Source organism: Pantoea sp. SGAir0418, assembly GCF_043529865.1.
On record NZ_CP027912.1, the window covers coordinates 544920 to 557643 of the forward strand.

At 53.6% G+C, this 12724-nt stretch carries 12 protein-coding genes; 5 read left to right on the forward strand and 7 right to left on the reverse strand.

Going from position 1 to position 12724, the window contains the following annotated elements:
- Positions 1-67: 67 nt before the first annotated feature.
- Both C1N84_RS21650 and C1N84_RS21655 read right to left on the reverse strand, forming a co-directional pair.
- Positions 68-1240 carry an ATP-binding protein gene (locus C1N84_RS21650; RefSeq protein WP_264444048.1) on the reverse strand — a complete coding sequence of 391 codons (1173 nt, stop codon included), beginning with the start codon at positions 1238-1240 and terminating at the stop codon, positions 68-70.
- Positions 1237-1932 carry a response regulator transcription factor gene (locus tag C1N84_RS21655; RefSeq protein ID WP_021509002.1) on the reverse strand — a complete coding sequence of 232 codons (696 nt, stop codon included), beginning with the start codon at positions 1930-1932 and terminating at the stop codon, positions 1237-1239. Before C1N84_RS21655 ends, C1N84_RS21650 begins: the two co-directional genes overlap by 4 nt.
- 125 nt (positions 1933-2057) lie before the next feature.
- On the opposite strand from C1N84_RS21655, the gene C1N84_RS21660 reads away from it, so the two are divergent.
- Positions 2058-2837, forward strand: coding sequence for a MipA/OmpV family protein (locus C1N84_RS21660; RefSeq protein WP_058775957.1), 780 nt, complete (start codon positions 2058-2060; stop codon positions 2835-2837).
- A gap of 58 nt (positions 2838-2895) precedes the next feature.
- On the opposite strand, the gene C1N84_RS21665 is transcribed toward C1N84_RS21660, so the two are convergent.
- Positions 2896-3624, reverse strand: coding sequence for an SDR family NAD(P)-dependent oxidoreductase (locus C1N84_RS21665; protein WP_058775974.1), 729 nt, complete (start codon positions 3622-3624; stop codon positions 2896-2898).
- A gap of 101 nt (positions 3625-3725) precedes the next feature.
- On the opposite strand from C1N84_RS21665, the gene C1N84_RS21670 reads away from it, so the two are divergent.
- The 3 genes from C1N84_RS21670 to C1N84_RS21680 all read left to right on the forward strand — a co-directional run bounded on the left by C1N84_RS21670 (position 3726) and on the right by C1N84_RS21680 (position 6448).
- On the forward strand, positions 3726-4103 hold the full coding sequence (locus tag C1N84_RS21670) for a winged helix-turn-helix transcriptional regulator (RefSeq protein ID WP_021509005.1): 378 nt from the start codon (positions 3726-3728) through the stop codon (positions 4101-4103).
- A gap of 281 nt (positions 4104-4384) precedes the next feature.
- Positions 4385-4963, forward strand: a complete 579-nt coding sequence (locus tag C1N84_RS21675; RefSeq protein WP_058759072.1) for a YceI family protein — start codon at positions 4385-4387, stop codon at positions 4961-4963.
- A gap of 417 nt (positions 4964-5380) precedes the next feature.
- Positions 5381-6448: a mechanosensitive ion channel family protein gene (locus C1N84_RS21680; protein WP_104187471.1), complete on the forward strand. Its 1068-nt coding sequence runs from the start codon at positions 5381-5383 to the stop codon at positions 6446-6448.
- A 113-nt stretch (positions 6449-6561) separates the two neighbouring features.
- Here the strand turns inward: C1N84_RS21680 and C1N84_RS21685 are convergent, their stop codons facing one another.
- The 4 genes from C1N84_RS21685 to C1N84_RS21700 form a co-directional block, all read right to left on the reverse strand.
- A complete protein-coding gene (locus tag C1N84_RS21685; RefSeq protein ID WP_394541868.1) occupies positions 6562-7857 on the reverse strand; it encodes a c-type cytochrome in 1296 nt (431 codons plus the stop codon).
- Between the two features lie 18 nt (positions 7858-7875).
- Complete coding sequence (locus C1N84_RS21690) at positions 7876-9651, reverse strand: GMC family oxidoreductase (RefSeq protein WP_264444040.1); 1776 nt, start codon at positions 9649-9651, stop codon at positions 7876-7878.
- Positions 9648-10382, reverse strand: coding sequence for a gluconate 2-dehydrogenase subunit 3 family protein (locus tag C1N84_RS21695; RefSeq protein WP_264444038.1), 735 nt, complete (start codon positions 10380-10382; stop codon positions 9648-9650). Before C1N84_RS21695 ends, C1N84_RS21690 begins: the two co-directional genes overlap by 4 nt.
- A gap of 594 nt (positions 10383-10976) precedes the next feature.
- Positions 10977-11618: an HD domain-containing protein gene (locus C1N84_RS21700; protein ID WP_125310545.1), complete on the reverse strand. Its 642-nt coding sequence runs from the start codon at positions 11616-11618 to the stop codon at positions 10977-10979.
- Between the two features lie 112 nt (positions 11619-11730).
- On the opposite strand from C1N84_RS21700, the gene C1N84_RS21705 reads away from it, so the two are divergent.
- Positions 11731-12699 carry a GlxA family transcriptional regulator gene (locus C1N84_RS21705; protein ID WP_264444034.1) on the forward strand — a complete coding sequence of 323 codons (969 nt, stop codon included), beginning with the start codon at positions 11731-11733 and terminating at the stop codon, positions 12697-12699.
- Positions 12700-12724 lie beyond the last annotated feature (25 nt).

The window sequence follows — 12724 nt, forward strand, 5'->3', positions numbered from 1 at the left end:
TTACACCGTGCGATTATCAAGAATCCGGCGATGTTCTATCAAGAGCGTGTCAAGAAGGGCAACAACGTCAGGCGTTGCGCGGCAACAAAATCTGTACCTGCAAACCTCCCGCTGCTGGCAGCGTGGCATTAATCGTGCCGCCGTGCGCCTGGCAAATCGCCCGCGCAATCGACAGGCCCAGCCCGCTGCCGCCCGAGTGGCGGGCGCGTGACGCCTCACCGCGCGCAAAGCGCTCAAACATCAACGCCAGAAACGCCGCAGGAACGCCCGGGCCGCTGTCCTGCACGATGATTTCGTAATAATCAACGGTGTTGCGCGTGCGCAGCTGCAGCTGGCTGCCGCTTCCGGCATAGCGCAGGGCGTTTTCCAGCAGGATGGTGAAAACCTGCCCGAGACGGAACGGATCGACCGGCAGCAATGTCTCTTCAGCCAGCGCTACCCCGGTGCTGATGCACGCTTCATCCAGCTGCGGTTTGATCCACTGCAGGCGCTCGCGCAGGATATCGGCCGGGTTGCAGCGGACTTTCTCCAGCGTGAGCTGGCCGGCATCCGCCAGTGACAGCAGATGCAGCTCATCGATCAGCCGGTGCAGACAACTGAGCTGCGCCATGATCAGGGCGAGCTGACGTGAATCAGCGCTGAACACGCCATCAAGCAGCGCCTGCAGACGCACCATGGCGGCGTTGAGCGGCGACCGCAGCTCATGCGCCATGGCGACATGCGACGTACGCAGCTCTTTGTCGTAACGCGCCAGCTGGCGCGTCATGGCGTTGAAGTTGTGCGCGAACTGCGCCAGTTCGGCGGGCGCTGCCGGTGTTAACGCCGCCTGCGCACCGAAATCGCCTGCGGTCACCTGGTCTGCCGCTCGTCTGAGCTGGCTGAACTGTGCAGAAAGCGGGCGCGCGTGGCGCAGCCCGAAATAGGCAATAAACGGAATGGTCACCAGCACCAGGATGCCGACGGTGATCCAGTCCGAGGAGGCAATGGACGGATCGGAGTAGCGTATGCCCCACCAGCTATCGATGATCTGGTGAAAGCGCGCGGGATCGCGTTCCGGATGCGCACGCAGGGCGAGAAATTCATGCAGAACCGCCGGCGGCATATGGTGCGTGATCCACAGGTACTGCACCGTGAAGCGCAGCCACATGCACAAAGCAATCAGTACCACGGTACCGATAGCCAGCGTCAGAATGCGCAGACAAAGCCAGCGCCAGAGCGTTTGTGGGGATTTTTCTGTCATGGCTGGCGGAACCGGTAGCCTACGCCGCGCACGTTGAGCAGCACGCCCGCCATACCGGCCGCTTCCAGCTTTTTGCGCAGGTTATATACGTGGGTATCAATCACCCGCTCCAGCGCGTCGCTGTCCGGCATACACTGCTCCAGCAAAAACGGGCGGCTCAGCGCGCGCACCGGTGCGCGCATCAGCGTGACCAGCAGCGTGAATTCGGTTGGCGTGGTATCAACGCAAAGCACGTTACCCGAGGCCTGCGTGACGGTAACCGTCATCGCGCCGCTGTTCACCTCCAGCCCCTGCCAGCGCAGGATCTCTTCCTGCGGCGTTTTTACCGCGCTGCGCCGCAGCACTGCCTGCACGCGTGCCACTACTTCGCCGGGATGATAAGGCTTGACCACATAATCATCCGCGCCGTAGCGCAGGGCACCGATGCGATCGGGCGTATCGCCCATGGCCGTGACCATAATCACCGGCACCTCGCTGCTGCGCCGGAGTTTTGCCAGCACCTCGGTGCCGTTCAGGCCGGGCAGCATCACATCAAGCAAAATCAGATCGGGCTGCCAGCGCAGGGCCAGCTCAAGTCCGCTCAGGCCATCCGCGGCAACACGCACCGCATAATTTTCCCGTAGCAGATACGCCTCCAGCACCTCAGCCGCGTCAGCGTCGTCCTCAATAATCAGGATATTTTTGGTCTGCATAACTCACCTTGACAGTTTCTTCATAAATCCCTGGCTGTTTGTTGACACAGCCCCGGGATACTTCGGCTTCGCGCTGCGGCTGCCCGGGCAAGGGGCGGTAAACGGACCGATAAAGAGGTGACACGATGATAACCAGAAAAACGCTGATGTACATGACCCATCTGCTACTCATGATTTCCGCTGCCGCCAGGGCGGATGGTGACGCACAGACCAGCCTGACGCTCGGCGCGGGGGCGCAATTCGCGCCACGCTACAGCGGATCGAATAAAACACGGGTGCAGCCGGTACCGATTTTCCAGGCCAGAGATGGCGCATTTTTTGCTGATGCCCAGAAAGGCATCGGGTACGACCTGCAGAGCGACAGCGGGTTTTATCTGGAACACACGCTGGGTTACGGCCTCGGCCGAAGCGATAAAGATTCAACGTGGCGGGACGGCGCCAGCCGGCTGCAAGGTATGGGAAACATCAATGCGACGGTGAACACTGCACTGGCGCTGGGCTGGCAGCTTACGCCGTGGCTGAGTGCAGAGGGCAAAGCGGTGCTGCCGCTCAGCGATGATCAGGGCGTGAACTATCAGGCATCCGTTACGCTGGTGCCTCTCCAGCGCGACAGCGATACCATTGCACTGCAGACGGCGGCGCTGTTTGGCGATGCGCGTTATATGAATACCTGGTATGGCGTGAGCGATGTCCAGAGCAGCCGCAGCCGGTTTTCACGCTACGATGCCGGCGGCGGCTTTTATGGTGTTGCGACTACGCTCACCTGGAGCCACCAGTTTGATGCCCACTGGGGCACGCTGGTCAGCGCCGGTTACAGCTGGCTGGGCGATCGCGCCGCGGACAGCCCGATCGTGTCCCGGCGCGATCAGGTCACCGGCACGGTCGGCTTTAGCTACACCTTTTGAGAAACGTTTTCGGTGGCTGCACAACGCCCGGCCGGCGCGCTGTGCAGCACGACAACCATTACGCGGACATACCGCCATCAATCACCAGTTCGCTGCCGGTGACATAAACGCTTTCGTCCGATGCGAGGAACAGGGAGGCCGCCGCAACTTCGTCAGGATGGCCGAGGCGTTTGGCCGGTATCTGCGCGCTGAATGTCTGTCGTACCTCGTCGCTGACCTGGTCAAACATCGGCGTGTCCGTCGGGCCAGGACTGAGCGTGTTGACGCGAATGCCGCGCGGTGCCAGTTCGCTGCTCCAGGTGCGGGCATAGGCGCGCACCGCGGCTTTGCTGGCCGAATAAGCGCCATAGCCAGGATTGGCCATGCTGCCCGCAATCGAGCCCACCAGCACGATGGCACCGCCTTCCGTCATGTGCTTCACCGCATGCTGTACGGTGAATACCATGGCACGCACGTTGAGGCCGAACGTGCGGTCAAAGTGCTCTGCGCTGGTCTCTTCGAGGCTGGCGGGTTCAGCCACGCCAGAGGAGTTCACCAGAATATCGAGACGTCCGGCGCGGGCCTGCACGGTGTCAAACAGACGGGCAACATCGTCTGCGCTGGTGAGGTCGCCTGCTATCGCCTCAATGCGGCCGCCAGTCAGCGTGACGGCTTCGGCCAGCAGCGCTTCGCGTCGCCCGGTGATGAAAACGTGGGCACCTTCCTGCACAAAACGGCGCGCGATGGCGAGGCCGATACCACTGCCGCCGCCGGTCACCAGCGCGACTTTTCCTTCGAGTTTCATGATGGCTGCTCCAGAATGAGAGGGGTAGACGGCTGATGATACATTTCGTATATTTAGTGTCAATTACGCACCTTATCTACATTAGATATACATAAGGAAACCCCATGCCGACTGATATCGCGGCGCTGCTGGCAGAGATCAACAGCACCCGTCCAATCCTGGAACAGGTCGCCAATAAGTGGTCGGTATTAATTCTGACCGTGCTGTGCACTGAACCCGCGCGCTTTAACGCGATCAAGCGCCGTCTTGATCCGATTACCCACAAGGCACTGACGGAGGCGTTGCGCCGGCTGGAGCGTAACGGCCTGATCAGCCGCCGCGTGATCGCCTCGTCCCCGGTGGCGGTGGAATATGCCATTACGCCGCTGGGCCAGACGTTGCAGGATCCGTTTGTTGCGCTGGTGAAGTGGGCCAGAGAGCAGGGCGACGCGATTGAAAAGGCACAGGTTGTCTATGATCAACGTCGTGCCAGCGAAGAATAAAGCGTGGCGGCCGCCGGCTATTCAGGCGGTCTGTTAATCGCATGCTCAACATGGTTTGCCGTTCTTCTCCTCGCCGCTAAATTAGTCCACATAAAAATGAACTTATTAAATTCGACTCGCCGGAATTTAATTACGTCATTTCAGTAAATTTCACGCTGCGTTATTATTTGCTTGCGGGAAAAAACGGTTAAAAATTTTGAATGGGTAAAACAAATGATTTCAATAACACCTTAGCAGGTTTGCGCTACAGTATTAGCACTTGATTATTTGAGGATGTTTCCATGAAATTTTTGAAAAAAACGGCGCTGCTTTCTCTGGTGGCATTATATGTTCCCCTGTCACATGCCGCAGCGACGGAATATAACCTTGACCCGCAACATACTTCCGTGGTGATCGCATGGAATCACTTTGGTTTCTCTCATCCGACTGCTGATATTTCTGATGTTTCCGGTCAGCTGGCTTTTGATAAAGAAAACCCGGAAAAGTCACAGGTTAATGTGACCCTGCCGTTAAAAACGATTGACACGCATGTGCCAGCGCTGACCAAAGAGTTTTTGGGTAATGAGTATTTTGACGTTAAAAAATATCCTCAGGCCACCTTCCACAGCACCCATGTGGAAAGTAAAGGCGATAATAAATATGATGTGCAGGGTAATTTAACCATCAAAGGGATCACTAAGCCGGTTGTGCTGCATGCCACGCTGAACAAGCAGGATATGCATCCTATGGTTAAAAAGCAGGCGATCGGTTTTGATGCCACCGGCGTCATCAAACGCTCGGATTTTAAAATCGATAAATATGTTCCGGCCGTGGGCGACGAAGTGACGATTACGCTCTCTACCGAGGCGTACGCCAAATAAGGCATTGCGCGCTTAATCGCGCGCTTTTTCTCTGCATCAACCTGCTGCGCTATGCGCGTGGTCAGCGCGAGCTGGCGCAACAGGTTGTCTGTACTTCTTCCCCGGACGCAGCATCACTGCCTGTCAGCGCATTTCTCGTCAGCACCCTCTGACGCTTTGCCTCATCACCTGCCTGAAATTTCAGACCTTTAGCAATAAAGCCGAAAAAAACCACCAATTCATAACCTTGCGATGATCGCCAGCAGAGCACCCGATGACCTGAAGGGTTTTTCCCCTGCTAACAGCGGCCAGTGAACTATATTTTTACCCACTGAAGTGCGAAATCATGGGTTTAGCAGATAACCGGCACGATAACGGTTACTGATTTTGGTGACTTATCTGACAACCACGGTTGTTAGCTGAACAGAAGGGAATATCATGCCATTACTTCTAGGTGAGTTATCTGGTGCGCCGACATGGGTACCTGCTGTATTGCTCGTCACACTCTCGCTACTGCTGGGTTTTCTGGCCCGCTTTATTCTTCTCAGGTTTATTCGCTACTGGCAAAGCCGCGATCGCAAGCTGTTTAAATCGCTGGAAAAGCATCTGCGGGGATCGTTATTTTTATTCATTCCATTACTGCTGATCAATATGGGGATGAATTATGTGCATCTTGATCCTGGCTCACTGAGCTTTATCGCCACCACGCTTAATATCTTTATCATCTTATCGTTCTGTTCCATTTTGATTCGCCTGATTAACGTAGCGCAGGATATGTTATTTATTCGCTATGATATCAACCTGTCGAACAACCTGCGCGCGCGTAAAATTCGTACGCAATTAATCTATGTTAAAAAAGTGGCTATCGTCATCCTGGTACTGTTTTGCCTGAGTTTAATTCTGCTCAACTTCCCCGGTGTACGTAAATTCGGCACCACCATCCTCGCGGGTGCCGGTGTCGCCGGTATTATTATTGGTTTCGCTTTGCAAAAGTCGCTGGTGAATCTGTTTGCCGGCATTCAGATTGCTTTCACCCAACCGATAAAAATTGACGATGCGGTGGTGGTCGAAAAGGAGTGGGGCTGGATTGAGGAAATCAATCTGACCTATGTTGTGGTGCGCATCTGGGATTTACGCCGTCTGGTGCTGCCCATCACCTATTTTACCGAGAATGCATTTCAGAACTGGACGCGAAATAATGCGCAAATATTGGGGTCTGTGTTTCTCTATGTTGATTACTCGATGCCGCTGGCGCCGTTGCGTGAGCATTTTGAAAAAATCCTCAATGAGACGCGGCTCTGGGATCGCGAAACTCAGGTACTGCAGGTGACCGATACCACGGAAAAAACCATGACCATCCGTTTACTGATGACCGCGCAGAACTCACCGACGGCATGGGATTTACGCTGCTACGTCCGCGAGAAAATGATTGAATTCATTCAGCAGAATTACCCGCAGAGTTTGCCGCAGGTGAGAGCCACCCTGACCGAAGCCGACAAAACATAGTTAAGGCTGGCGATGGGGTATTGCACGGTAATTGCTCAGGTTGCCATTGCTATCCGGCGTCATTATCAGGGCCCTTATCGGGGCCCTGAACAGGGCGTTTTCTCCGTCAGTTTTTACTGACTCTTTTCCTTATCTGCCTCCGCTGCCTTTGGCAGATCTTTACGCAGTTTTGCCACCTGATCCGCGCTTACCGCAGGTGCCTGATTGCCCCAGCCGTTACGAATGAATGTCACCAGATCCGCCACCTGCTGATCGTTGAGCCGCCAGGCAAAATCAGGCATAGCCAGCCCGGTGACCGCCTCCTTCGTGACAGCCATTTTGCCACCGCGCAGTACAATGCTAATCACCGATGAAGGATCATCACTCAGGATCGCTGAGTTACCGGCAAGAGAAGGGAAGGTTTTGGCATAGCCTTTGCCATCCAGGCGGTGGCAACCTGAGCAGTTATCCATATACAGCCGTGAACCAGGTACACTGATGTCTCCCCGAATAAGCGCGGCAGTGGTGGTATCGGCGGGTGGCGCAGACGGCGCATCAGGGGCAGAAGCCGGCAGTGACTTTAAATAGCTCGCCACCGCAGCAAGATCGGCCTGGCTGAGATATTGCGTGCTGTGCTCTACCACATCCATCATAGAGCCGAACGCGGCTGAGGTGTTGGTGCGACCGGTTTTCAGGAATAACGCAATATCTTCATTTGACCAACTGCCGAGTCCCGACTTCGCGTTGCCGGTCAGATCCGGGGCATGCCAGCCCTCCAGTGTTCCGCCGGTCAGGTACGTTTTACCCTGCTGATCTAAAGATTTTTCCTGATAAGCAATGCCACGCGGGGTATGACAGGTGCCGCAGTGACCCAACCCCTGCACCAGATAAGCGCCACGATTCCACTCCGCACTTTTGGTGGTATCCGCTGCGTAAGCGTTATCGTCGTGGAAAGCCAGATTCCACAGGGCCAGTGGCCAGCGCATATTCAGTGGCCATGGAATATCGCTTTTTCTGTTTTCCGCGTAAACCGCCGTTACGCCATGCATCATGTAAGCATACAAAGCATGCATATCTTCATCGTTAACTTTGGCATAAGCCGTATAAGGCATCGCTGGATACAAATGGCGCCCGTCTTTCGCTATTCCCTGACGTAATGCTTTAGCAAAGTCGTCATAGGTGTATTCGCCAATACCGGTGGCTTTATCCGGGGTGATATTGGTCGAATAAATTGCGCCAACCGGCGTCATCATTTTTAATCCGCCGGTAAAGCTCTCTTTCCCGGCAATCGAGTGACAGGCAACGCAATCTCCGGCAGTGGCAATATATTTACCCTTGCTGATGAGTTCCGGAGAGATATCTTCCGCTGCAGAGGATAAAGCACAGAATAGTGTTAATAAGGACAGCCATTTCATACAGGTCATTTTCATCTTCTTATCCTTATCCCCTTAAGCCTGAACCATTGGGCCTGGATTTTTCAGGTAAATCGTTTTGATTGCGTTAGCTGAAAATAGCGTGGTTGCGCCGACGATTCCCGTGGGGTTGTATGCATGGTTTTGTGGGAAGCAACTGGCACCGGCCACGAAAACGTTGGACACGTCCCAACACTGCAGATATTTATTCACCACGCTGGTCGCCGGGCTGTCACCCATTATGGCGCCACCGGTGGTATGGGTAGATTGATAAGGACGAACATCGTAATGCGTAGATAAGTTTTTGAAGCCCATATCGTAAGAATCTGGCCCGATAGCCTTAATGATATTTTCCGTTTTGCCTGCCATGAACTGGGTCATTTTGAGTTCATTCTGCTGCCAGTCAAACGTCATTCTTAATAAAGGCAGCCCATAACCATCGGTATAGGTCGTGTCAAGGTCAAGATAACATTGCTTATAAGGCATGACAGATGAACTGACGCCAATGCTCATATTATGCAGGTAGCTATCCCTGATTGCTTTTTTCCAGCCGCTGCCCCATTTAGGCGCATTTTTAGGCGTGACAGTTTGTTCAATAGGCCGGGCGCCGGTAACATGCGCAGAGACCGTACTGCCACCAATAAAGCCTGCAGCAGAGTGATCGAAGTTTTCACTGTTGTAATTATCAATATAGGCGCCTGACGCACCGGTGGCGGCAAAATGGTTAAAGTAGGTCTCTTTATTGAAGAACAGTTTTGCGCCGCCTAACATTTGATAGGCATAATTCCTGCCAACCACGCCTTCGCCTGTCTCGGGATTATAAGGCTTACCGATTTTAGACAGCAAAAGCAGCCGGACATTATGCAACTGGAAGGCGCTGAGGATAACCATCGCTGCGGGTTGTTCGACTTCACTGCCATTTTCATCGATATAGGTTACGCCAGTGGCCAGTTTACCCGTGTTGTCTTTATTGACGCGAAGCACATGTGATTTACAGCGTAATTCAAAGTTATCGTATTGCTTAAGGGCGGGGATAACGCTGGTTTGTGGCGACGCTTTAGAATAGTTATAGCAACCGAATTTCTCACAAAAACCACAATAGTTACAGACGCCGAGCGCAACGCCGTACGGGTTGGTATATGCCTCAGTGCAGATGGCGGCGGGACCCGGGAAGGGATTGTAGCCCAGTTCTTTCGCGGTTTTTTCAAATAGCATGGCTGAATACTGGTAAAGCAACGGTTTGGTCGGGAAAGGATTCGCGCGTTGCGCTTCAAAGGGGTTGCCACCTTCGATGATATTGCCATTCAGATTCCCGGCCTGGCCTGAAGCACCACAAATTTTCTCAAACTTATCAAAATAGGGTTCTATTTCACTGTAGCTGAAAGGATAGTCCTGCAGCGTCATACCATCAGGAATAAAACTGGCACCATATTTTTCAGTCACCACGGTTTTCAGTCGGAGATCCGCTTCCAGTGGCCGCCACAGTAGACCATTCCAGTGTACGCCAGCGCCGCCCACGCCGTCGCCGGGTAAAAAAGAACCCATGCGGCGATAAGGTAAAGCGGTATCTTTAGTGGTATGCCTTACCGTCACGCTCTCTTTGGATATGTTCTGAAAAAGTTTTAGCCTGACACCATATGTCAGCTCATCAATGATACGGGGATAGGCAAAGTCAGGGTAAGTATCTCGCTGTTCTCCCCGTTCAAGCGCAACAATTTTTAATCCGGTTGAGGCTAATTCTATCGCCATCAACGAACCAGCCCAGCCAAAGCCAACAATAACTACATCTACAGGTTCTTTTTTAATCGTCATTTTTTTGCACCATACTTGCCAGAAATACTCACAGGGCCTAAAGGATAAGGTTTGTCGGGGTTCTCCATAACCTGAATAAAGTCCGCGCGCGCGCCCGGGAAACCAATTAATTTCCAGGATGCCATGGTTTGATTACCGCCATGCACCGGATCGGCTAAATAACCTTCTTTAGTGTTCTGTAGTAACTGAGAGAAAAATAACTTGCCGGAAATAGTATCAAGCACGATTTTTCCCGACTCCAGATCGTGTAAAATCGCTTCCTGTTTTTCTTTGCTTAAATCTGCGAAGTTATTCTGGAACTTTTCACGGCAGTATTTGTTCAGGTTGATAATTCCCCGGCGGTAAATTTCCCGTGGCACCAGATTAGTCTGGTATCCCATCTCAGGAATCGATTCCTGAAATGGCGGGCTCATATACCACAGGTAACCATAGCCATAAGGCAATTCCATTTGCTTATCGATGTAAACGGGCACGCCTTCACTCACCGCACCGGGGCCGAATTCGTCTTCAGGAATCAGCAGGTCCGTTGCGGATAAAATAAATCTCCATTCGTCATTATTAAAAAATACCGGAACGTAGTGATAGGTCTCACTTTTTTCTTTAGCCGGAGCTGCAGAAGCCATCGCGCTCACTGCTGTGGTGCCTGCAATCGCGGTGAAGGGGATGACAGAAAGGGTTTTCTGCAGAAATGACCTTCTGGATGTTTTGATTGGTTGCTCTTTTGATTTCATTCAAATGATTCCTGAGTACAAAGACATGGCGCTTTGCACTACTTGCTTTTGCCCACCCCCTTTCTTTCCCAGGGGAATAATAAATAACCTCAACTAATTGTTTTTCTGTATTCAATCCTCTGGCCATGCGGCAGCCCGATCTCTCAGGGATCGATGCATGCCGTAAGCAGTCTTACTGGATAGTCGTTTAGATTTTACATGGTGAAACAGTGTTGTACCATATGAAACAAGGTCATTTTCTCACCCTATTTGTAACGAAGATATACATGCGTGGTGGGCAAATTGTTATGAATTGGTCGCTTTCATTAACATCCGCTACCGGCAAAACGTCCAGCGGACATCAGGCAGCACGGCAGCGGCAGGGGACGGCAGTCCATTTCTGGCATAAAAAAATGCCCGCAGAGCGGGCATAACAAAAAACTACAGGAAAAATTCTCGTCGCAACGCTTGAGCTGTGTGTTGCGTCACTATAGTAGCAACGAAAATTCGCCCCTGCTGACAATGTTCGATGAGTTAATTTTGTTGCCGGGATTCACAGCGCACGCTTCCGTCGCCATTTCTCCCGTTCGCGATGAGCTATCTCCGCTGTCCATGTTAACCCGTCCAGCGCGACTGGCGGATAATCCGGCAAAAATTCATCGGGCGAAATGCCGGTTGCTTATCAGCAATGACATCAGCTTTCACGTTGCCGAAAGTCGTCGCCGGTTTGTGTTGAATGCCTTCATAAAATGCCTGGATAATTTCTTCTTTAAACTGTGCCGGACGGGGATGCTGCTGCACCACGGCTTCACGTTGCTCATCGCTGAAGTGATCATAGTCAATACCCAGCACATCCATCTCAACGCCGGCCGTCACCAGGGCGATTTCCCCGGCCATAAATTGCGGAATGCCGGGCGTCGTGTGCAGGGCAATCGCCGTCCACACTTTATCAATATCCGCCTGGGCAACCCCATAATGTTGCAGAAAATCGCGCGCCGCATTGGCGCCATCGACTTCAAAGCGCTTATCGCAACTGCAATGCTGTTGCGTCAAACCCACATCATGAAACATGCAGCCAACGTAAAGCAGCTCAGCATCCACTTTGACCCCCAGTCGCTGACCTGCCAAAGCGCCCCAGTAAAAAACGCGGCTGGAGTGATGAAATAACAGATCCGATTCGATGTCACGTACCAGCGCGGTAGCATCGCGCGCCATTTTGCTGTCCGGAATACGAATGCCGTTAATAGTAAAACTCATGGTGATGTCTCCGCTTAGTGAAGTTGCGTTCAGCATAAAGCCGCGCGACAATGTCATGAATCTCTGTTTAACGATGATTTCTGACATTGCGATTTAAGCGGATAGCCAGACAATGACTCACCATCACATTACCCTTTTGGCCGTTCCCGGCGCCCAACTGCTGGATATTTCCGGGCCGCTGGATGTGTTTGCCGAGGCAAATCGGCTGCTGCATCGTCAGGTGTATCAGCTCAGCGTGATGTCGCTGCAGCACACCAGCATCCGCTGCTCGTCTGGTGTCCGGCTGGAAGCCGACGTTGCGCTAACTGCGTCGACACAGCATCGCGCCGATACCTTTCTGGTCGCCGGAGCACCTGACGCCAGCCAGATGCAGCTTTCCGCCAGTGAGCGCCAGCAGATTATCGCGCTCTGTCAGCGCAGCCAGCGTTACGGCTCGGTGTGTACCGGGGCGCTGCTGCTGGCGCAAACGGGTTTGCTGAACGGCAGGAAAGTCACTACTCACTGGGCGTGTGCGGAACGGCTGGCATTACTGTTACCCGATGCGCAGGTCGAAGCCGATGCGCTGTATGTGGCGGATGGTGCATTACGCACGGCAGCGGGCGTGACGTCCGGACTGGATCTGGCGCTGCGGCTGGTGGAAGAGGATCTCGGACGCGAGCTGGCGCAGGAGGTGGCCGCCAGCCTGGTGATGTTCTTCCAGCGCCCGGTGACACAGGGACATTTTGTGCGTAAACAGCAGGTGTCCCTGGCCGGACGCAGCGCCTTTCAGGAGATGCAGCGCTGGGCAATCGCGCATCTGGCACAGATTCGCGGGCTGGAAGACCTGGCGGCGCACATGCACCTCAGTACGCGGCATCTAGCGCGTCTGTTTCAGCAGGAGATGCAGATCCAGCCTGGCGCATGGCTGGAGCAGGCACGCATCAGCCACGCGCGGGCTTTGCTGGATGCCGGTGAGCTGCCGCTCAAAGCGATCCCGGCGGCCTGCGGTTATCACAGTGCCGATGTGATGCGCCGCGCGTTTGTCAAAGTGACCGGCATGACGCCGTCGCTGTATCGCAAAATGTTCCTGCCGCCGCGCTGAGTGTGCACCACTGTCTGCATTCTCG